Source organism: Mesorhizobium hunchu, from assembly GCF_040081975.1.
In the GTDB taxonomy this organism is placed as follows: domain Bacteria; phylum Pseudomonadota; class Alphaproteobacteria; order Rhizobiales; family Rhizobiaceae; genus Mesorhizobium; species Mesorhizobium hunchu.
Genome location: NZ_JBEBMG010000004.1, coordinates 1 through 20,515, shown reverse-complemented (window position 1 = coordinate 20,515; position 20,515 = coordinate 1). Strand labels below are relative to the sequence as shown.

The following is a 20,515-nucleotide window of genomic DNA, read 5'->3' as shown; positions in this document are numbered from 1 at the left end:
GATGGCCGATCCCGTATCCGACACCATGCCCGACCTGCTCGATTTCGCGGGACGCTCCGTCTTCATCACCGGCGCGGCCGCGGGCATCGGGCGGGCCGTTGCCGAGGCCTTCGCCGCGCGCGGCGCGCGCCTGGCGCTGATGGACCGCGATGCGCGCATCGAGGACGGCGCCTACACGCTCGGCGAGACCCATCTCGGACTGGTCGGCGACGTCACCGACGAGGACAGCGTGCAACGCTGCGTCCAGACTGCCGAGCAGGCGTTCGGCGGCATCGACATCCTCGTCAACAATGCCGGCATCGGCCCGCTCGCTGCCGCGGAGAGCTATCCGACCGCGGAGTGGGACCGCACGCTCGCCATCAATCTCAAGGGCGCGTTTCTCGTGGCGCGCACCGTCGCGCCGGGCATGCTCGCGCGCGGCAAAGGCCGCATCGTCAACATGGCCTCGCAGGCCGCCAGCATCGGCATCGAGGGCCATGTCGCCTATTGCGCCTCGAAAGCCGGCATCATCGGCATGACCAACTGCATGGCGCTCGAATGGGGACCGCGCGGCGTCACCGTCAATGCCATCTCGCCGACCGTGGTGGAGACCGAACTCGGCCTGACCGGCTGGGCCGGCGAAAAGGGTGTGAAAGCGCGCGCCGCGATCCCGACGCGGCGGTTCGCCAAGCCATGGGAAATCGCGGCCGCCGTTCTCTATCTCGCCGGCGACGGCGCGGGAATGGTCAACGGCGCCAACCTGGCGATCGATGGCGGCTACACGATCGTCTAGAGCATGGTCCCGAAAGCGGGCCGCAAGCATGAAGTGGAAGGACCGATACTCGTGAAGAAACATTTCGAACCGGTCGGTTGCGACGTCGACCTTGCGACCGGAGCCATGACCAACGCCACCGGCAGCTACGAGAAGCGCCTCGGCGATCTCGCCGGCCTTTACGGCGACGAGGCGGCCTTCCAGCGCATGCGCGTCGAGTGGGGCGACAAGGTGGTTTATGCCGTTTCGGATTTCCGCCCCTCCGACCGAGCCGGCGACGTGATCTTCGGCGTCACGCGCATGGTTCCCGGCAAGGTGGGCGACGAGTTCTTCATCACGCGCGGCCATATCCACCGGCAGGCCGACCGCCCCGAAATCTACTACGGCCAGAAGGGCAAGGGCCTGATGCTGATGGAATCGCCCGAAGGCGAGACGCGCATCGTCGAAATCGAGCCGCTGACCTGCTGCTACGTGCCGCCCTACTGGATCCACCGCTCCGTCAATACGGGCTCGGAAGAATTGGTGATGCTGTTCTGCTACCCGGCGGATTCGGGACAGGACTATGCAATCATCGAGGGCTCGGGCGGCATGCGCAGCCGCATCCTCGACGACGGCGCCGGCGGCTGGAAGGCGGTCGAGAACCCCAACTGGCGCCCGCGTGACGAGGCCGCGCTCGCGGCGGTCTACGCCTCTTCGAAAAAGGACGCGGCATGACCTACCAGCCGGCCACGCAGCCCACCTTCTACTTCATCGGCGTCACCACCGCGAAAAGCTCCATCATGCGGGTCTTCCCGGCCTGGGCCAGGCATCTCGGCCTCAAGGACGCCGTCATCAAGGGCATGGACTTTCCCCTCCATGCCGATCCGCAGGCCTATCGCGAAGCCGTTTCCTTCATCAAGGAAGACCCGCTTTCGCTGGGGGCTCTGGTGACGACGCACAAGCTCGACCTCTTCAAGGCCGCGCGCGACCTGTTCGACGAGATCGACCCGCATGCACAAGCCATGAACGAGACCAGTTGCCTCTCCAAGCGCGACGGCAGACTTGTCTGCCACGCCAAGGATCCGATCTCGTCCGGCCTGGCGATCGACAACTTCCTGGCGAGGGATCATTTCGAGCGCACCGGCGCGGAACTGATGTCGATGGGGGCCGGCGGCTCCACCATCGCCATCACCTGGCACCTCATGCGGCCCGAGCGCGGCTCGGACAGACCGTCGCGCGTGGTCGTGACGAACCGCTCGCAGCCGCGGCTGGACGAGATCAGGCACTTCCACGAAAGCCTGAATTTCGGCGTGCCTGTCGACTACGTGCTGGCCGACAGGCCAGAACTGAACGACGAGGCCATGGTGAAACTGAAGCCCGGCTCGCTGGTCATCAACGCGACCGGACTGGGCAAGGACGCGCCGGGCTCGCCGCTCACCGACGCCGGCGCATTTCCCGAACGCGGCATCGCCTGGGACCTCAACTATCGCGGCGACCTCGTCTTCCTCGACCAGGCGAACCGGCAGAAAGCCGCACGCCACCTGCAGGTGGAGGACGGATGGACCTACTTCATCCACGGCTGGACGCAGGTCATCGCCGAGGTCTTCCACATCGACATCCCGACGTCCGGGCCGGCGTTCGACGAGATATCGCGCATCGCCATCGAGGCGGCGAAGAACTGAACCATGGCGCGCATTCTCATCACGCCCCGTTCGCTCACCCAGGAGCCGCCGCGCGAGCTTTCCATTCTCATCGAGGCGGGCCATGAACTGGTCTTTTCCACGCCGGGCAAGCTGCCGGGCGAAGCGGAACTGATCGAGCTGCTGCCCGGCTGCGCCGGCTGGCTGGCCGGCATCGAGCCCGTCAGCCCGCGGGTGATCGACGTGGCCGACAGCCTGAAGGCGGTTTCGCGCAACGGCACCGGCGTCGACAACCTGCCCTTGCCCGACCTCGAGCGAAAGGGCGTGCGCGTGCTGCGCGCCGAAGGTGCCAACGCAACCGGCGTGGCGGAACTGGCGATCGGGCTGATCCTCGCCGTCCTGCGCTCCATCCCGGCCGCCGACGGCGGCATCAAGGCCGGAGGCTGGCCGCGGCAGCGCGGCAAGGAAATGCGCGGGCGCATCGTCGGCGTGGTGGGCTGCGGCGCGGTCGGGCGTCAGGTGGCGCAAATCGCCTCCGCCATGGGATCGCAAGTCCTCGGCTACGACCCCTACCCTCGCGACTTCGCCACCGCCGAGCCTTTCTCATGGGTGGCGCTGGACGAACTTTTCTCGCGCGCGGACATTATCTCGCTGCATTGCCCGCCGCTTCCCGGCGGCGCCTTCCTCATCGACGAGGCCCGCCTGAAAGCCATGCGGCCGGGCGCGGTCATCGTGAACACGGCGCGCGCGGCGCTGGCGGACGAGGACGCGCTGCGGACCGCGCTGGACGAGGGCCGTCTGCACGGCTACGGCACGGACGTGTTCGCGGTCGAGCCGCCGGAACAGGGAAGCCTCGCGTTCCATCCGAAGGTCGTGGCCACCAGCCACATAGGCGGCTTCACCGACGAGAGCGTGAGCCGCGCGACGGAAGTGGCGATCCGCAACCTGCTCGATGCGCTGGCGCGTTGATGGTGAAGATGCGCGTTCTCGATTTCGTGGAACCGCTGGCCGAACATCTCGCCGGTCAGCCGGCGGACGGCGTCTCGCTCTACTGGCTCGGCCAGGCCGGGTTCCTGATACGCGCCGGCGGCCGCACGCTGCTCATCGACCCCTACCTGTCCGACAGCCTGGCGGAAAAATATCGCGGCACGCGCTTCCCGCACGAACGCATGATGCCACCGCCCATCGCCATCGGCGAGCTGCCGCCCGTCGATTGCGTGCTGGTGACGCACCAGCACACCGACCATATGGACCCGCAGACGCTCACGCCGATCGCGAAGGCTTTCCCGGCCTGCCGCTTCGTCGTGCCGCGCGCCTCGACCGAAGAGGCCGTGAAGCGCATCGACGTGCCGCCGGCACGGCTCGTTGCGATGGATGCCGGCGAAAGCGTCGAACCGCTCGCGGGCGTGCGCATCCATGCCGTCCGGGCGGCTCACGAAACGCTCGAACGCGACACCCACGGCAACCACCGTTTCCTCGGCTACGTGCTGGAGACAGGCGGCGTGAGGATCTATCACTCCGGAGACACCGTCCCGTTCGACGGCCTCGTGGACGACGTGAAGCCGCTGGCTCCGGACGTGGCGCTGCTGCCGGTCAATGGACGCCGCCCCGACCTCGGCGCCAACGGCGTGCCCGGCAATCTGTCGCTCGAGGAGGCCGTCGATCTTGCCCGCGCGCTCGGCGCCGGCGCCGCCGTTTTCCATCACTACGGCCTATTCGCCTTCAACACGGCCGACCCCAGGGTGATCGACGCCGCGGTCGAGACCGCGATGCGGGGCTGTTGCGAAACAACATTGCTTAGGGCACAAACCGGCAGAGAATATCGCGTTTCCCAGAGCTGACGGATCGGCTCGCGGGCACCCGTTCTTTCAGCCGCGCAGCATCGGCGCGGGAGGCGCGGATGCAGGCAAACCGGCCGCCAGCTTCCAGCCGCAACGGATTCCCATGCCGCGCAAGCCAAGAGTCTCCGAAACGATCGGAACCAACGAGAACATCATCGAGACGGTCCGCACGCGCCTCGACTTCCTGCGCAAGTCCGACCGCAAGGTGGCGGAAGTGGTGCTGGAAGACCCCCGCCGCATCCTTCACGCGACCGTCGCCGAAACCGCGGAATGGGCCGGCGTCAGCCAGCCCACGGTGATCCGCTTCTGCACGTCGATCGGCTGCCTCGGCTATCAGGACTTCAAGCTGCGGCTGGCGCAGTCGCTCGCGCTCGGCACGCCCGCCACCCACTCGGTCATCCTGCCCAGCGACGGCCCGGAAGCGGTCGCGGAAAAGATCTTCGACTACACGATCACCAGCCTTGACTGGGTCCGCAACCGCCTGGACGGCCAGGCGATCCGCAAGGCGGTCGACATCCTCGCCAACGCCAAGCGCATCGAGTTCTTCGGCTTCGGCGCATCCGGGATCGTCGCGCGCGACGCGCAGCAGAAATTCCCGCTCTTCGACGTGCCGTGCGGCGTGGAGATCGATTCGCACCAGCAGATCATGGTCGCCTCGATGCTCAGTCCGGGCGACGTCCTGGTGGTGATCTCGAATACCGCCGCGACGACCTCGCTGCTCGACACCGCAGAACTCGCACGCAAACGCGGCGCCGTCGTACTCGGCCTCGTCGGCATGCACGGGCCGCTGGTCGAGCATTGCGACCATGTCGTCCTCGTCGAGACGCTGGAGAACACCAACATCTACACGCCGACGATCTCGCGCATTGCCGCCCTTGCCGTCATCGACATCCTGTCGACCGCCGTGGCGCTGCGGCGTGGCGAGGAGCATGTCGAGAGCTTCGGCGAAATGAAGAAGCATCTGAGCTATCTGCGAACGGATGACGACTGATTGCGTACTTGTAATACTGATATCTGATATATTTTATCCGTATTGAAGCCGTATCGCCTTATTCCGTTGACATTTCTGTAGTCATGCTACAGAAATGAAAGGCATTCAGTCCGGGAGGAACAGGGCCATGTCAGCCGCCGCATCGGCACCCGAAAGCATGGACGCCGCGGGGCTCGCCGCCCTGATCGACATCAGCGCGGTCCAGGCCTTCCATACCGAACAGGACGTCCGCGCGCTGGCCGGGATCGCGACTGAAAACCGCTTCGTCGCGGCCCATGCGCTGCCGCATTTCGTGCCGCTGCTGCGTAGCCTCATCCCCGCCGGTTCCTTCACCATGGTCGGCGGCCCGGTCGGCTTTCCCTCGGGCGGCCACGCTACCCGGACCAAGATCGCCGAGGCCAGAACCCTCGTCGCCGACGGGGCGCAGGAACTCGACATGATGATGAACATCGGCCGGCTGAAATCCGGCGATACCGCCTATGTGGCGGACGAAATCCGTGCCGTGGCCGATGCCATCGCGCCCGTGCCGCTGAAGGTAATCATCGAATTGTACCATTTGAGCGACGATGAGATCCGTCGCGCCAGCGAGATCGTTGCCGAAAACGGCGCGGCGTTCGTCAAGACCGGCACCGGCTGGACGCCGAGCGCCACGACGGTCGAAAAAATCCGCATCATCGCCGAGACCGTGCGCGGGCGCGTCGCCATCAAGGCGTCCGGCGGCATCCGCAGCCTGGAAACGGTCCGCGAAATGGTCGCCCTCGGCGTCAGCCGCTTCGGCATCAACACGAAGACGGCCGTCGATCTGGTCCGCGAATGCGCGGCGCTGCCGGGCGGCAGGCTGATCCTGTCGGACGCGGCCTGAGGCCTGCGGATGCCGCGTTCTGTCGCCGCATTCGATCTCGGCACTGGCGGGATCAAGGGAGCCGTCTTCGACGCGGCGGGCGTTTGCCTCGCCGAGCACGTCGTCTCCTACAAGACGCTCTTTCCGGCCCCGTCGCGCCACGAACAACGGCCGCAGGACTGGTGGCAGGCTTTTCTCGATTGCTTCGGCGCGCTGCTCGCAAGACCCGAGGTCGATGCCCCACAGATCTCCGCCATCGCGTTCTCCGGCCACAGCCTGGGCTGCATCCCGCTGGATGAAAACGGCGCTCCTTTGCAGGACGCCGTGCCGATCTGGTCGGACGGCCGCGCCGGCGCGCAGGCGGACGCTTTCTTCACGCGATTCGACCAGGACCGCTGGTACAGGACCACCGGAAACGGCTTTCCCGCGCCGCTTTATACGCTCTTCAAGATCATGTGGCTGCGCGACGAGGCACCGGAGGTTTTTGCGCGCGCCCGCACGATCATCGGCACAAAGGATTATATCAACCTGCGCCTGACCGGACGGATCGCGACGGATATTTCCTACGCGTCCGGCTCCGGTTGCTTCGACCTCGCGGCCGGCCGTTACTCGGACGAAATCCTTGCCGCTGCCGGCATCGATCCCGCCCTGCTCCCGCCGGTCGTGGCCTCGACGGAAACAATCGGCGCGCTCCGCCCGGAATTTCGCGAGCAGTTCGGCCTTGCGGCGGACGTCAAGGTCATTGCGGGCGGCGTCGACAACAGTTGCATGGCGCTGGGCTCCGCGACTTTCGCCGAAGGCGATATCTTCAGCTCCATGGGATCGTCGAGCTGGCTGACCGTATCCTCGGCAAGGCCCCTGCTCGACGACCATGTCCACTCCTATGCGTTCGCTCATGTCGTGCCCGGACAGTTCATCTCCGCCACGTCGATCTTTTCCTCCGGTACCAGCATCGGCTGGATCCGCGACCGCCTGACGCCCGACATCGGGGAAAAGGCCGCCGCCGATGGCCGAAACGCCTACGAGGCTATGATCGAACGCGCATTGACCTCGCCTCCCGGCGCGCGCGGGCTGCTGTTCGTGCCGACGCTGGCCGGCGGCACGGCGCTGGAAGGCGGCCCCGCCGTGCGCGGCGCGTTCGTCGGGCTAGACCTCCAGCACGAGCGCGCCGACATCCTGCGCGCGGGACTGGAGGGCATAGCGCTGGGCTTACGCGTGGCGCTCGACGAACTGCGCCGCATGACGACGGTCAGCGACGAGATCATCGCCGTCGGCGGCGGCGCGCAGAGCGCTGCATGGCGGCAGATCTTCGCCGACGTCTTCGGCTGCACGATCCTCAAGACACGGGTGGACCAGGAAGCGGCGGCGCTCGGCGCGGCGGCGCTGGCGCTGGTCGGCATCGGCCTGTGGGAGGATTTCGAGCCGGTTCGCGCGCTGCACGTGCCGGAAGGACGCGCGCAGCCGCAACCCGCAACCCGCGCCGTCTATGACGCCGCGCTGGCTGCGTATCGGCAAGCGGCGGCGCAACAAAGGGACCTGGCGTCCGCGCTGGAGAGGTTGCGCGCGATATCGACCTGAATGCGGCTCCTGCCGGCGGCGACCGTCGGGCAGCCATCGGACAATCCAGACCGGGAGGATGACAATGGACGACATCATCAACACCTTCAGCAAGGACCTCTTCAAGGGCAAGTCGGTGCTCGTCACCGGCGGCTCGAGCGGTATCGGGCTGGCGATCGCCCAAGGCTTCGCCAGGCTCGGCGGCGACGTGACCGCGCTCGGAAGCTCGGCGAAAAAACTGGAAGCCGCCTCCAGGGACCCGGCCAACGAGGGCATCCGCTTCGAACAGGTCGATGTGCGCGATCCCAAGGCGATCAAGGACTTCGTCGCCACGCTCGGCAAGCTCGACATATTGGTGAACGGCGCAGGCATTGCCCGTCCGACCGCCGAGTTCGAGGACGAGACCTACACGGAGGTCATGGACGTCAACCTCAACAGCCAGATGCGCTTCGCCATGGCCGCGCTGCCGCTGCTCAAGGCGTCGAAAGGATCCATCATCAACATCGCCTCCATGCTGAGCTATGTCACCGATCCGCTGGTTCCGGCCTACGGCGCGAGCAAGACCGGCGTGCTCGGCCTCACCCGCCATCTCGCCCACGCTTTCGGGCCGGACGGCATCCGCGTCAACGCCATCTCGCCGGGCTACCACAAGACCGACATGACCAGGGGCCTGTGGACCGACCCCGAGCCCGCCGCCAAGATCGAACAGCGCTCCGCGCTCAAGCGCTGGGGCACGGTCGACGACCTCGTAGGAACGGCGATCTTCCTGTCGTCGCCGGCGGCGGCCTTCGTCACGGGCACCGACCTTCCCGTCGATGGGGGTTTCGTGGTCGGCGGCTTCTAGAAGCCGCCCCCTGCCATCGGAAGGGTGTCTGGGTACTGCCAATGAGGTAGTTAAACTACAATCTTGAAAGCTGTCGTCTATCGACCGGATTTTGCTTTCGATTCAGTCATACAAACAACGACCGCCCAATTTGCCTTGATTAGCCCATTCTTTCGACAGGCAACTCGGCAAGCCGGCGAGTGCGGAACCGTGTGCAACTTGTCCGAACAAGATAATCGCCGTCGCGACATTTTTGTAGTTGAATTACAAAACTGCCTTGTTAACATCCCCTCACCGGGGTCTGGAGGAGGCGTTCCGGGATGCGGCTCAGCGGAGCCGCTACAGCAGGTTGTTCGGCCTTAGGCGGCCTTTAGGGAGGAAAGAATGAGAAACGGATTTTCCAGATTCATGGCCTGTGCCGCGCCTGCCGCACTGGCGGCCGGCCTGCTGTCCGCGGCGGCGCTTCCGGCGAATGCTCAGGACCAGAAGCCCATCGACATCACCGTCGGCTGGGCGCCGCCGGACATCACCGGCGTGTTCAAGACCGCGACGGACTTCTTCCAGAAATCAGCCGACGACGCCAACAAGCACGGCTTCAACGTCAAGCTCATCACCCGCGCCCAAACCAGCCCGACGGCCTTCGCCGAGCAGGTCGCCAACATCGAGGACATGATCCAGCGCGGCGTCGACGTGATCGCCGTCTCGCCGGCCGAGGTGGCGACCGTGACGCCGGCGCTGAAGCGGGCGCGCGAGGCCGGCATCCCGGTCATCATCGTGAACCTGCTGGAGCCGATCAAGGGCGTCGACGTCAACGCCTATATCGGCTTCGACAATTCGGACGGCGGCCGCGTCAGCGCCAATGCCGTGGCCGACTATTTCGGCGCACCCGGCGTGCTGGGCGACGGCGACAAGGTCGAGGTCAAGCCAGACACCTATCTCGACCTCGGCTTCTGGAAGGATCTGACGTCGAAGGAAAGCGAGGCCGACCGCGCCAAGATCAAGGCGCGCGGCGCCATCATCGAGGGCGTTGCCGGCGGCTTCTATTCCACCGAGCGCCTCAAGGGCTTCAACGAGGTGTTGAAGGAATTCCCGGGCATCGAGATCGTCGGCAACCCCTGCGCCGGCGACTGGAACCGCGAGAAGGGCACGCGCTGTGCGGAGGATATCCTGCAGTCCAATCCCGACAAGCTCGACTTCATCTGGGCAGCGTCCAACGAGATGGGCCTCGGCGCCATGCTCGCCGCCAACGCGCAGGGCCGGCTGGAAACGGCCGACGACGGCCCCAAGACCGGCGACAAGAAAGTGGCGATCTTCACCAACGACGTGACACCGGAATCGGTAGACCGCATCGCCGAGGGAAAGATCATCGCAGAGACCACCCACGGTTTCGCCGACTGGGGCTGGTTCGGCACCAAGTTCGCCGTGCAGCTCGCCTGCGGCATCGAAACGCCCAAGACCTACGACATCCGGCCGCGCACGGTCTACAAGGTCAACGCGCGCAACTTCTATCCCGAGCCGAAGCTCGAGGCGATCGACTGGGACGGCATCCACGCGAATTGCAAGAAGGCCGAGAAGTAAGCCCGCCGCAACCGGAAGGGCAGCGGGCCTTGCCGCTGCCCTTTGCGCCGATCCACCGGCTCGCTCCGAATCCGCGTCTGGCCCGGGGCGGGCAAATCCTTCGAGACACGCCTTGAGCGAACCCGAAATCCTCCTGAAGCTCGACCAGGTCGAGAAGCGCTTCCCGGGCGTGATCGCCCTCAAATCCATCTCGATGGATCTGCGGGCGGGCGAGGTGCAGGTCCTGCTCGGCGAGAACGGCGCGGGCAAATCCACGCTGATGAAGATTCTCGCGGGCGAATACCGGGCAAGCGCCGGGACGATCACCGTTCGCGGCAAGGAGGTGTCCACGCTGACCCCGGAACTGGCCGGCGAACTCGGCATCGGCCTCGTCCATCAGGAACTGAGCCTCGTTCCCGCTCTCAGCGTCACCGAAAACATCTTCCTCAACCGCCTGCCGCGTGACCCGTTGCGGCGCATCGACTGGCGCAAGGCGCACGATATGGCCCGGCGCGCGCTCGACGCGCTCGGCGTGTCGATCGATCCAACCGTCGAGGTGCGCAGGCTGGAAGTCGCGGAACAGCAACTGGTCGAGATCGCCCGCGTGCTCGAGCGCGGTCCCCGCATCCTGCTTCTCGACGAACCGACGTCGGCCCTGTCGGACGGCGAGCGGCTGCGCCTGTTCGACGTCATCCGCCGCCTGAAATCGCGCGGCGTCGGCATGATCTACATTTCGCACCACCTCGCCGAGATTCCCATGATCGCCGACCGCGTCACGGTGCTGCGCGACGGCGTCGTGGTGGAAACCCTGCCCGCCGAGGAGGCGGACGAGGATACCGTCGTGCGCATGATGGTGGGCCGCGCGCTGGACGAGCAGTTTCCCAAGCAGGCGGCCGCGATCGGCGCGCCGGCGCTGGCGGTCGAGAACCTGGCGTCCGGCGGCTCGCTGAAGGACATTTCCTTCACCCTTCGGCGCGGCGAGATCCTCGGCATCTACGGCCTCATGGGCGCCGGCCAGTCCGAGCTGGCGCCAGCCCTGTTCGGCCTGCAGTCGATCAAGTCCGGCAGCATCGCCGTGGACGGCAAGGCGGTGCGTTTCTCCTTTTCCTCCGACGCCATTGCGGCCGGGCTCGGGCTGATTTCGCGCGACCGGCGCCAGAGCCTCGTGCCGATGCAGCCCGTCGGTCCCAATCTCAGCCTGTCATGGCTGTCGCGCCGGCGCCTGCTCGCGCCGCTGGACCTGAAACGGGAACGCGAGGAAAGCGGGCGTTACGTCAGGGAACTCAGGGTTCGCCCCTCCTCGCTCACCCACCAGCTCATGTTCTTCAGCGGCGGCAATCAGCAGAAGGTCATCCTCGCGCGCTGGATGTCGTCCGGCGCGCATGTGCTCATCTTCGACGAGCCGACGCGCGGCATCGATGTGGGCGCCAAGGCCGAGGTGTTCGCGCTGATGAGCCGGCTGGTCAACGAGGGCGCGGCGATCCTGATGATCTCCTCCGAACTCAACGAGCTGATCGGCATGGCCGATCGCGTGCTGGTGCTGCACGGCGGCCGCGTTTCGGCCGAACTCGACCGCGACCAGCTTTCCCAGGAAAACCTGCTCCGGCATGCGAGCTGAGGACCCAATCCCATGAGCGAAACGAGCAGCGAACCGACCGTGACAAAGACCTCCTACGAAGCGACCACCGTGGCGCAGTCCGGGAGAGCCCACCTGCGGCATCTGCTGTTCCAGGCAGGCCCGCTGCTCGCCCTGATCCTGCTCATGGCTTACCTCTCTTTCGCCACATCGAACTTCCTGACGGTCGACAATCTGTCGAACATCGCCCGCCAGAGCGCCTTCGTGGCGATCGTCGCCGTGGGCCAGACCTTCGTCATCCTCACCGGCGGCATCGACCTTTCGGTGGCGGCTATCGCGGCCCTTTCGGCATCGATCACCGCCGTGCTGCTGACGCAGCCGCTCGTCCTGTTCGGCGTCGATTTCGGCCTGCTTCCGCCCGAACTCGCGGTCGCGATCGGGTTGCTTGTCGGCCTCATAGCCGGTGCCTTCAACGGCTGGGTCATCGCGACGTTCAAGATCCCGGACTTCATCGCGACGCTGGGCACGATGACGATCTTCCGGGGCGCCGCGCTGCTTGTCACCAACGGCCTGCCCGTGCCCTCCTTCGACGCGCAGCGACAGCTTCCCGACACGTTGATCTGGGTCGGCGGAGGAACCCTGTTCGGCTTCCCGGTCAGCGCGCTGCTGGCGCTCCTGTGCGGTCTGATCGCCTGGTACGTGCTGCGCTACACGGTGCTCGGCCGCTCCATCTACGCCGTCGGCGGCAACAGGGAGGCCGCCCGCGTCTCTGGCATCTCCATCGAGCGCACCAAGATCATGACCTACGCGATTTCCGGCCTGCTTGCGGCGATCGCCGGCATCGTCCTGGTCGGACGCCTCAATTCGGCCAATGCGCTCATGGCGGAGGGCGAGGAACTGCGCTCCATCGCCTCGGTGGTCATCGGCGGCACGAATCTGTTCGGCGGCGAAGGCGGTGTGCTCGGCTCCATCGTCGGCGCGGCCATCATCGGCGTGCTGGGCAACGGCCTCAACCTCCTCGACGTGAGCCCCTTCTGGCAGCGTATCGCCCAGGGCTTCGTCATCGTCGTCGTCGTCATCTTCGACCAGTGGCGCCGGCGCAGCATGACGCGCATCTGACTGGCGCAGGAATCGATCGGCAGAAAGGCGGCGCATGAACAAGCTCGGTCTCCATGCAAATGTCTGGGTCAAGGCGTGGAGCCGCGAGGAGTGCGCCCATGCCGTCGCCAAGACGGCCGAACTCGGCTTCGACATCATCGAGATATCGGCGCCGGATCCCAGGGCCATGGATCTCGCCTTCACCCGCAGGCAGGTGGAAGCGGCGGGCATCGAGGCGGTTCTGTCGCTCGGCCTCGACAGCGCCAGCGATATTTCCAGCGACGATCCCGAACGCGTGAAAGCCGGCGAAAGACGGCTTGACGAGGTCGTGGCCGGCGCCCGCGACGTCGGGGCGAAATATGTCGGCGGCATTCTCTACTCCGCCTTCCAGAAATATGCCGAGCCGCCGACCGAAGCGGGAATCATGGGCGCCGCCGAAGCCATCCGGCGTGCGGCGCAGAAGGCCGCCGCCAGCGGCATCACGCTGGGCATGGAAGTCGTCAACCGTTACGAGTCAAACGTGCTCAACACCGCGGCGCAGGCCGTCGAATTCTGCAGGCTGGTGGGCGCGCCGAACGTCAAGGTCCATCTCGACAGCTATCACATGAATATCGAGGAAGCGAATGTCGAGGCCGCCGTCGTCGATACAGGCGGCCATCTCGGCTATTTCCATATCGGGGAGTCCAACCGGGGTTACCTCGGAGCCGGCTCGGTCGACTTCCACCGTATCTTCGCCGGGCTGGCGCGTATCGGCTACGAGGGGCCGATCACTTTCGAATCCTTCTCCTCGGTGGTCGTCTCGCAGCCGCTGTGCGGCATCCTGGGCATCTGGCGCAACCTGTGGGACGACGGCGAGGACCTCGCCCGTCACGCCCGCGTGTTCATCCTGGCACAGCTTCAAGGGGCGCGCGAAGGGCTGAACGACGGCGCCCGCTCCCGTTTGATCGGCCAGGGTCGCTAACGCCTGTCCCAGCGGCGGGATTGCCCGTCAGTCTTTCCTGATCGCCGCCTGGGCGGCGGCAAGGCGAGCGATCGGCACGCGGAAAGGCGAACAGGACACGTAATCCAGCCCGACTTCCTCGCAGAAGCTGATCGACGCGGGATCGCCGCCATGCTCGCCGCAGATGCCGAGTTTTATCTCGGGTCGGGTTTTCCGTCCCTTCTCGGCGGCCATACGAACCAGTTCGCCGACGCCCTCGATGTCGAGCGACACGAACGGGTCCTGGTCGATGATGCCCTTCTGCCGATAGGTCTCCAGGAAGGACGAAGCGTCGTCGCGCGAGATGCCGAAGGTTGTCTGCGTGAGGTCGTTGGTGCCGAAGGAGAAGAACTCCGCCGTTTCCGCGATGGTCTGGGCACGGATCGCGGCGCGCGGCAGTTCGATCATCGTGCCGGTGAGATAATCCATCTCCACGCCGGCCTCCTCCATCACCGCCTTCGCCACCGCGTCGATGCGGGCCTTCACGTAGTCTAGCTCCTTCACGATGCCGACCAGCGGCACCATGATTTCGGGAACCACCAGCTTGCCGGCCTTGCGGCCTGCCTCAACCGCCGCCTCGAAGATGGCACGTGCCTGCATCTCGGCTATCTCCGGATAGGAGACGGCGAGACGGCAGCCGCGATGGCCGAGCATGGGGTTGAACTCGTGCAGCGCCTCGGTGCGCCGCCGCAGCTTTTCGGCCGAGACGTCCATCGAGGCGGCCACTTCCGCGATCTCTTCCTCGGTCTTGGGCAGGAATTCGTGCAGCGGCGGATCGAGCAGGCGGATCGTCACCGGCAGGCCGGCCATGATCTCGAACAGTTCGAGGAAATCCGAGCGCTGCATGGGCAGGAGCTTGGCGAGCGCCCTGCGCCTGCCCTCCTCCGTCTCGGCCAGGATCATCTCGCGCATGGCGACGATGCGGTCGCCGTCGAAGAACATATGCTCGGTCCGGCACAGGCCGATGCCCTCGGCGCCGAAGGAGCGGGCCATGCGCGCGTCCGCCGGCGTTTCGGCATTGGTGCGCACCTTCATGCGCCGCGCCGCGTCCGCCCATTCCATGATTGCGGCGAAATCCCCCGAAAGCTCGGGCTGGAGCATGGGGACGGCGCCTTTCAGCACCTGGCCGTTGCCGCCGTCGATGGTGACGACGTCGCCCTTCTTGAGCGTCATGCCCATCGCCATCAGCGTTCCGTTGCGCTGGTCCACCCTGAGCGAGCCGGCGCCGGACACGCACGGCTTGCCCATGCCGCGCGCCACGACGGCGGCGTGGCTGGTCATGCCGCCGCGCGTCGTCAGGATGCCTTCCGCCGCGTGCATGCCGTGGATATCCTCCGGAGAGGTCTCGACGCGGACCAGGATCACCTTGCGGCCAACCGATCTGGCCTCCTCGGCCTCGTCGGAGGAAAAGACGATCTCCCCGGTCGCGGCGCCCGGCGAGGCGGGCAGGCCCATGCCGATCACGTTGCGCTCGGCCTTCGGGTCGATGGTGGGATGGAGAAGCTGGTCGAGCGAGGCCGGGTCGATGCGGGTAACCGCCTCTTCCTTCGAGATCAGGCCTTCATTGGCCATGTCCACCGCGATCTTGAGCGCCGCCTTGGCGGTGCGCTTGCCCGAGCGGGTCTGCAGCATCCACAACTTGCCGCGCTCGATGGTGAACTCGAGGTCCTGCATGTCGCGGTAATGCGTTTCCAGCTTCCGCGAAATGTCGACGAAGGCGCCAAAGGCATCGGGCATCAGCTTCTGCATCGACGGCTTGTCTGATCCGGCGGCGACCCGCGCGGCCTCGGTGATGTTCTGCGGCGTGCGGATGCCGGCCACCACGTCCTCGCCCTGCGCGTTGACCAGGAATTCGCCGTAGAGCGCCTTCTCGCCGGTCGAGGGATTGCGCGTGAACGCGACGCCGGTCGCGGAGGTCTCGCCCATGTTGCCGAACACCATGGCCTGGATATTGACGGCGGTGCCCCAGCTGGCGGGAATGTCGTGCAGGCGGCGATAGGTGATGGCGCGCTGGTTCATCCAGCTCGAAAAGACCGCGCCGATGGCGCCCCAGAGTTGCTCCTGCGGGTCCTGCGGAAAGGGCCTGCCGAGTTCTTCCTCGATCCTGGCCTTGTAGAGGCCGATCACGGCCTGCCACTCGGCCGCCGTCAGTTCCGTGTCGAGGTCGCGGCCAAGGCTCGCCTTGCGGTCTTCCAGAATTTCCTCGAAGATCTCGTGGTCGAGGCCGAGCACCACGTCGCAATACATCTGGATGAAGCGGCGATAGCTGTCATAGGCGAAACGCGCATCGCCGGATTCGGCGGCAAGCGCCTCCACCGTCCCGTCGTTGAGACCGAGGTTGAGGACTGTGTCGAGCATGCCTGGCATCGACGCGCGGGCGCCGGAGCGGACCGACACCAGAAGCAGGTTTGCGGAATCGCCGAAACGGCGTCCCGTCAGCGCGGCGACATGGTCGAGGGCAGCCGCCACGTCGGCTTCCAGCGAAGCCGGATAGGTCTTGCCGTTCTCGTAGTACCAGGTGCACGCCTCGGTCGTGATCGTGAAACCCGGCGGAACGGGCAGGCCGAGGCTGCACATCTCGGCCAGATTGGCACCCTTGCCGCCAAGCAGGTTCCTGTCACCGGCACGGCCCTCCGCCGCGCCGTCGCCGAAGGTGTAGACCCATTTGGTCATGCTCGCTCCCGGAATTTTCACCTTGAAGGGCTGCGTTCGCCGCGAAGCGATAGGGGCCGACGGCGCGAAAGGCAAGCGTTGCCTGCTCTGCACCGGCCCTACAATCGATTAAGGGATTTTGCTTCGTCGCGGGCTTGCGGACATAACCAGACAGGAATAGAACATATCATGAACAAAGAGGTGAGCCATGCGAGAGACAGGGAAACTGGATTATCTTGAGATGCCGGCCACGGGAGGCTCGCTCGACAGTGTCAAGGCCTTCTACAGCGCGGCTTTCTCCTGGTCCTTCACAGACTACGGGCCGAGCTACGCCGCTTTCGACGAAGGTCTCGAAGGGGGTTTCCAATCCGATTCCGCGGAAGCGGTCGCAAGGCCCCTGCCGGTCCTTTATTCGGCCGATCTGCAGGCCACGTTCGAGGCGGTCGAGCAGGCGGGCGGCAAGATCGTCAAGCCGATCTTTTCCTTTCCCGGCGGGCGGCGATTCCATTTCCGCGATCCCGCAGGCAACGAACTGGCGGTTTGGGGCCAATAGGCTCATATCGAAAAGGGCCGATTGGGGCGGCCAGCTTCTGTTCGCCGCCCTCTTCTCGCGCCGCTTCTTCTCTGCTACCAGCCTCTCCCGTATAATCGTGACGGCCAGCCGCCGGCCTTGTCACGACGACGTCACATGACGGGACGATGTCTCACGCCGGCTCCGGACGAACGTCCGGCGGAACGGGAAATGCCGGCGGGCAGCAGACAGGACAAGCGCATGAAAGTCAGCGTTTTCGGCACCGGCTATGTCGGACTGGTCACCGGCGCGTGCCTCGCGGAAGTCGGCCACTCCGTCCTGTGCATGGACGTGGACGAGGCCAAGGTCGCCGGGCTACGCAAGGGGGTCCTGCCGATCTGGGAGCCAGGACTTCAGGAGATCGTGCGGCGCAATGTCGAAAGCGGCCATCTTGCCTTTACCACGGATGCGCCACTGGCGGTGGAGCACGGCCGGGTCCAGATCATCGCCGTAGGCACACCGCCGCAAGCCGACGGCGGGGCCGATCTGCGCTTCGTTTTCGACGTCGCCGATGCGATCGGTGCGTCCATGCGCGACTACTGCGCAGTCATCACCAAGTCCACGGTGCCGGTCGGCACGTCGCGGCACGTCGCAAACCGGATCCAAACCGCTCTCGATACGCGCGGCGTGGCCGATACCGTCTCCTTCGACGTCGTCTCGAATCCGGAATTCCTCAAGGAAGGCGCCGCCGTGGGCGACTTCCTCAAGCCGGACCGGATCATCGTCGGCACCGAGACCGAGCGTGCGCGTCACTTGCTGCGCGAGTTGTACGAACCGTTCAACCGCTCGCACGAGCGCATGATCTTCATGGGCGTGGAATCGGCGGAGCTGACGAAATACGCAGCCAACATCATGCTTGCGGCCAAGATCAGCGTCATGAACGAGATCGCCAACGTGGCAGAACGCGTCGGGGCCGACATCGAGGACGTGCGCAAGGGAATCGGCTCCGATCCGCGCATCGGCTACCATTTCATCTATCCCGGCGCCGGCTACGGCGGCTCCTGCTTCCCCAAGGACGTGCGAGCCCTTGCCAGCCTCTCGAACGCCCTTGGCTACCGGGCGGAATTGCTCGAGGCGATCGAGACCGTCAACAATCGCCAGAAGACCACTCTCTTCGCCAAACTCGCCGGGCAGTTCGGCGGCGCAGAGGCGCTGCGCGGCAAGACGTTCGCGGTCTGGGGGCTTTCGTTCAAGCCGAACACCGACGACATGCGCGAGGCCCCGAGCCGCACGTTGATGGAAGCGCTTTGGCAGGCCGGCGCGCAAGTGAAGGCGTTCGATCCCGTCGCGATGGACGAAGCCCGGCGTCTCTATGCGGGCCGTACCGGTCTCGAGCTTTGCGCCGACAAATACGACACCCTCGACGGCGCCGACGCGCTTTTGATCTGCACCGAATGGCAGCAGTTCCGCGCGCCCGACTTCGCTGAAATGGAAAAGCGGCTCAAGGCCAAGATCATCATCGACGGCCGCAACCTCTACGCGCCGGCCCGAATGAAGGCCGACGGCTGGACATATCTGGGCGTCGGCAGATCCGCGTGACCGTCGCAAAGATATTCAGGTGAATCCGCAGGTTCTTCCAAGGGAGATTGCGTTCACGGGCAAGCATAGGGACGGTTTGGCAATATTCGACCGGCAGATCAACCGATCCGGTGCCGGAAGATGCCGCAAGTCGATCTCCGGGGAGTCGAGCGTTTTTTGCGACGAAACGCCTCCGATGATTCATCTGTCCGTCGAAGCGTCGCAATTGTCATATGGCTTTGCCACAATGGCATACGGCAACACGGACGGTTTCGTGCCGATGACATGCTTTCGCCGCCTTTGCGTTCTCAATACCGAATCGGGGCACGGCAGGTTTTCATCATTCGCATATGAGCACAGTCCCGATCCTGGAACCCCGCATGAACGATGAAAGCGCGGCAGCGAGCGCTGAGCGCGTAGACGAGTCCGGGGGGCGCCACGTCCCGTCGACACGCCTGCTCGACCGGCGCCCGACGCTCAACCAGATGAACCTGCTCTTTTCCGGCGTCATGCTGGGCTGGGCAGGCGTGTTCGGCTCCGGGGTGAGCGTCCTCTTCAGCGGCGCGATCCTGCTGGCCTTTCTTCGCCTCTATCAGCGGAAGATCGTCTTCCCTTCCGACCGCGCCATACTGGCCGTCGCGCTGGCCTTCGCCTTCTATCTCGCCGCGGACGTGATCTCGGGGCTTTTCCACAATGACGGCATGGTCACCTGGCGACAGGTCGCCAAGGATATCCCCTTCCTCGGCTTCGCCTTCGTTTATGCGCGCCTGTGCCTTTCACGGCGCGAGGACGTACTCGACGCGGTCGAGCGGGGCGCGATCTCAGGGGCCTTCGCCACGCTTCTCGTGACCGGCGCGGAACTGACCTTCACCGCTCACGACAGGGCCGAGGGTCTCGCCGGAAACCCAGGCGTCCTCGCCGTGATCAGTTCGCTCGTCTACGGTATCTGCCTGCTCGCTGCCGTGAGGCACGAAAAGCGCATGCGATGGGTCGCTCTCTTGTCCGCGCTGGCGGCGGCCACGGCGCTGCTGTTCACAGGCATGCGCGCGCTCTGGCCGTTTTTGCTGATCGGGCCGGCAATCCCCTTGCTTGTCCTGCGCCCGAAGCTTCACTGGCCGGCCGTGGCCCGCGGTGCGCTTGTCGCCGCCATTCCGGTCTTGGTAGTCGGCTATTTCGCCTACGACGTGGTCGAGACGCGCGTGAACGCGCTGGTTCAGAGCGTCGAAAAGATAGAGGCCGGCAAACACGACGTCTCGCTCGGCAGACGAGTCGTCGTCTGGAAGCACGGGCTGGAGAAAGCCGAAGAGAACCCGATCATCGGGTCGGGGCCGGGATCGATACAGGAAGACAGCGCGGAAGTTTTCGGCGTGTCGCACTATCACAACTTCCTGCTCAACGCGCTCGTGAAATCCGGCGTACCGGGCGTGCTTGCCATACTCGGCCTCTTCATCGTGCCGCTAGTGGTGGTGGTGCGCCGCCTGAGGCCCGCAGACGAGACCGGCCTTGCCGGCCTGTCGCTGCTGTTGACACTGCAGATCACGTTCCTGCTGAGCGGATCGGTAGGCATCATGCTCGGCCATGACATTCATGACGCGCTGTTCATCTACGGCACGATCGTCGCCTGTTTCCTGGTTGCGGGAAAACAAACCTTGCCGACGACGCCGACACTCTCGCACGCCGGTACGGCTTCTTCCTGATCCGGTTCACCTCGGGAGAGCACTCCTCGACTGCGCTCGAAATCCTCCGGCATTGTCTGTTCCAGCGATTGTGCTTTGGCCGGACGGCCAGTATAAGCGACCGCGATCGCGCATCGAACGGTCCCTGCTGGGGCGTAGCCAAGTGGTAAGGCAGCGGTTTTTGGTACCGCCATTCCCAGGTTCGAATCCTGGCGCCCCAGCCAGAAAAATGATTGAATTCAATAATACAAGCAAAAAAACCTGTTTTGACGGCGCCGGTTCACGCCACCTGTTCGGCTGAACTGCCGATCAGTTTATACGCGCCCAGCACGCCTGCAAGCTCTTCTCTGTTCGCGACCAGATCGGCCAGCGTGTATTTATCGAATACGGAGAGATAAGCGCCGAGCGCTTCCCGCACGATGCCCTTCAGCCGGCAGATCGGCGAAAGCACGCATGCCCCGCCTC

General features: G+C 65.3%; 17 protein-coding genes, 1 tRNA gene and 1 pseudogene. 17 read left to right on the top strand and 2 right to left on the bottom strand.

Annotated elements, in window-relative coordinates; genetic code table 11:
• Nucleotide 1 precedes the first annotated feature (1 nt).
• From ABMA46_RS08635 to ABMA46_RS08575, 13 genes are all read left to right on the top strand, one after another.
• Nucleotides 2-772 (top strand): SDR family oxidoreductase, encoded by a 771-nt coding sequence (locus tag ABMA46_RS08635; RefSeq protein WP_348998939.1) that lies wholly within the window; start codon nt 2-4, stop codon nt 770-772.
• Nucleotides 773-823: 51 nt separating this feature from the next.
• The gene (locus tag ABMA46_RS08630) at nt 824-1,465 is read left to right on the top strand and encodes a glucose-6-phosphate isomerase (RefSeq protein WP_348998938.1); all 642 of its coding nucleotides are present in this window, start codon (nt 824-826) and stop codon (nt 1,463-1,465) included.
• Nucleotides 1,462-2,412, top strand: a complete 951-nt coding sequence (locus tag ABMA46_RS08625; RefSeq protein ID WP_348998937.1) for a shikimate dehydrogenase family protein — start codon at nt 1,462-1,464, stop codon at nt 2,410-2,412. The genes ABMA46_RS08630 and ABMA46_RS08625 overlap by 4 nt, the downstream gene beginning before the upstream one ends.
• Before the next feature lie 3 nt (nt 2,413-2,415).
• Complete coding sequence (locus ABMA46_RS08620) at nt 2,416-3,339, top strand: phosphoglycerate dehydrogenase (RefSeq protein ID WP_348998936.1); 924 nt, start codon at nt 2,416-2,418, stop codon at nt 3,337-3,339.
• On the top strand, nt 3,339-4,211 hold the full coding sequence (locus ABMA46_RS08615; RefSeq protein WP_348998935.1) for an MBL fold metallo-hydrolase: 873 nt from the start codon (nt 3,339-3,341) through the stop codon (nt 4,209-4,211). The genes ABMA46_RS08620 and ABMA46_RS08615 overlap by 1 nt, the downstream gene beginning before the upstream one ends.
• A 103-nt stretch (nt 4,212-4,314) precedes the next feature.
• The gene (locus tag ABMA46_RS08610; RefSeq protein ID WP_080919806.1) at nt 4,315-5,202 is read left to right on the top strand and encodes an SIS domain-containing protein; all 888 of its coding nucleotides are present in this window, start codon (nt 4,315-4,317) and stop codon (nt 5,200-5,202) included.
• Between the two features lie 127 nt (nt 5,203-5,329).
• Entirely contained in the window at nt 5,330-6,064 is a 735-nt protein-coding gene (gene deoC / locus ABMA46_RS08605; RefSeq protein ID WP_348998934.1) for a deoxyribose-phosphate aldolase, read from the top strand.
• 9 nt (nt 6,065-6,073) lie between these two features.
• Nucleotides 6,074-7,621 carry a xylulokinase gene (locus ABMA46_RS08600; RefSeq protein WP_348998933.1) on the top strand — a complete coding sequence of 516 codons (1,548 nt, stop codon included), beginning with the start codon at nt 6,074-6,076 and terminating at the stop codon, nt 7,619-7,621.
• Between the two features lie 64 nt (nt 7,622-7,685).
• Entirely contained in the window at nt 7,686-8,444 is a 759-nt protein-coding gene (locus ABMA46_RS08595; RefSeq protein ID WP_348998932.1) for an SDR family NAD(P)-dependent oxidoreductase, read from the top strand.
• A 363-nt stretch (nt 8,445-8,807) separates the two neighbouring features.
• Nucleotides 8,808-10,001 (top strand): sugar ABC transporter substrate-binding protein, encoded by a 1,194-nt coding sequence (locus tag ABMA46_RS08590; protein WP_425475716.1) that lies wholly within the window; start codon nt 8,808-8,810, stop codon nt 9,999-10,001.
• Nucleotides 10,002-10,113: 112 nt separating this feature from the next.
• Nucleotides 10,114-11,598: a sugar ABC transporter ATP-binding protein gene (locus ABMA46_RS08585; protein WP_348998931.1), complete on the top strand. Its 1,485-nt coding sequence runs from the start codon at nt 10,114-10,116 to the stop codon at nt 11,596-11,598.
• A 12-nt stretch (nt 11,599-11,610) separates the two neighbouring features.
• On the top strand, nt 11,611-12,675 hold the full coding sequence (locus ABMA46_RS08580) for an ABC transporter permease (protein WP_348998930.1): 1,065 nt from the start codon (nt 11,611-11,613) through the stop codon (nt 12,673-12,675).
• Between the two features lie 34 nt (nt 12,676-12,709).
• The gene (locus ABMA46_RS08575; RefSeq protein ID WP_348998929.1) at nt 12,710-13,615 is read left to right on the top strand and encodes a sugar phosphate isomerase/epimerase family protein; all 906 of its coding nucleotides are present in this window, start codon (nt 12,710-12,712) and stop codon (nt 13,613-13,615) included.
• Between the two features lie 27 nt (nt 13,616-13,642).
• Here ABMA46_RS08575 and ppdK read toward each other — a convergent pair whose 3' ends face one another.
• Nucleotides 13,643-16,306, bottom strand: a complete 2,664-nt coding sequence (ppdK, locus tag ABMA46_RS08570; protein ID WP_348998928.1) for a pyruvate, phosphate dikinase — start codon at nt 16,304-16,306, stop codon at nt 13,643-13,645.
• Between the two features lie 187 nt (nt 16,307-16,493).
• Here ppdK and ABMA46_RS08565 point away from each other — a divergent pair, with 187 nt between their 5' ends.
• The 4 genes from ABMA46_RS08565 to ABMA46_RS08550 all read left to right on the top strand — a co-directional run bounded on the left by ABMA46_RS08565 (nt 16,494) and on the right by ABMA46_RS08550 (nt 20,274).
• Nucleotides 16,494-16,838: a VOC family protein gene (locus ABMA46_RS08565; protein ID WP_348998927.1), complete on the top strand. Its 345-nt coding sequence runs from the start codon at nt 16,494-16,496 to the stop codon at nt 16,836-16,838.
• Nucleotides 16,839-17,057: 219 nt separating this feature from the next.
• On the top strand, nt 17,058-18,395 hold the full coding sequence (locus ABMA46_RS08560; RefSeq protein ID WP_348998926.1) for a UDP-glucose dehydrogenase family protein: 1,338 nt from the start codon (nt 17,058-17,060) through the stop codon (nt 18,393-18,395).
• A 359-nt stretch (nt 18,396-18,754) separates the two neighbouring features.
• Entirely contained in the window at nt 18,755-20,071 is a 1,317-nt protein-coding gene (locus ABMA46_RS08555) for an O-antigen ligase family protein (protein ID WP_348998925.1), read from the top strand.
• Nucleotides 20,072-20,199: 128 nt separating this feature from the next.
• Nucleotides 20,200-20,274: transfer RNA gene (locus tag ABMA46_RS08550), tRNA-Gln, on the top strand.
• A 56-nt stretch (nt 20,275-20,330) separates the two neighbouring features.
• Here ABMA46_RS08550 and ABMA46_RS08545 read toward each other — a convergent pair.
• A pseudogene (locus tag ABMA46_RS08545) lies at nt 20,331-20,515 on the bottom strand (Rrf2 family transcriptional regulator); the annotation flags it as partial.

Coding starts and splice junctions, on each gene's coding strand:
- ABMA46_RS08615 (WP_348998935.1), top strand. CDS start 3,339: ATGGTGAAGATGCGCGTTCTCGATTTCGTGGAACCGCTGGCCGAACAT.
- ABMA46_RS08580 (WP_348998930.1), top strand. CDS start 11,611: ATGAGCGAAACGAGCAGCGAACCGACCGTGACAAAGACCTCCTACGAA.
- ABMA46_RS08595 (WP_348998932.1), top strand. CDS start 7,686: ATGGACGACATCATCAACACCTTCAGCAAGGACCTCTTCAAGGGCAAG.
- ABMA46_RS08575 (WP_348998929.1), top strand. CDS start 12,710: ATGAACAAGCTCGGTCTCCATGCAAATGTCTGGGTCAAGGCGTGGAGC.
- ABMA46_RS08590 (WP_425475716.1), top strand. CDS start 8,808: ATGAGAAACGGATTTTCCAGATTCATGGCCTGTGCCGCGCCTGCCGCA.
- deoC (WP_348998934.1), top strand. CDS start 5,330: ATGTCAGCCGCCGCATCGGCACCCGAAAGCATGGACGCCGCGGGGCTC.
- ABMA46_RS08610 (WP_080919806.1), top strand. CDS start 4,315: ATGCCGCGCAAGCCAAGAGTCTCCGAAACGATCGGAACCAACGAGAAC.
- ABMA46_RS08620 (WP_348998936.1), top strand. CDS start 2,416: ATGGCGCGCATTCTCATCACGCCCCGTTCGCTCACCCAGGAGCCGCCG.
- ABMA46_RS08625 (WP_348998937.1), top strand. CDS start 1,462: ATGACCTACCAGCCGGCCACGCAGCCCACCTTCTACTTCATCGGCGTC.
- ABMA46_RS08635 (WP_348998939.1), top strand. CDS start 2: ATGGCCGATCCCGTATCCGACACCATGCCCGACCTGCTCGATTTCGCG.
- ABMA46_RS08565 (WP_348998927.1), top strand. CDS start 16,494: ATGCGAGAGACAGGGAAACTGGATTATCTTGAGATGCCGGCCACGGGA.
- ABMA46_RS08555 (WP_348998925.1), top strand. CDS start 18,755: ATGAACGATGAAAGCGCGGCAGCGAGCGCTGAGCGCGTAGACGAGTCC.
- ppdK (WP_348998928.1), bottom strand. CDS start 16,306: ATGACCAAATGGGTCTACACCTTCGGCGACGGCGCGGCGGAGGGCCGT.
- ABMA46_RS08600 (WP_348998933.1), top strand. CDS start 6,074: ATGCCGCGTTCTGTCGCCGCATTCGATCTCGGCACTGGCGGGATCAAG.
- ABMA46_RS08560 (WP_348998926.1), top strand. CDS start 17,058: ATGAAAGTCAGCGTTTTCGGCACCGGCTATGTCGGACTGGTCACCGGC.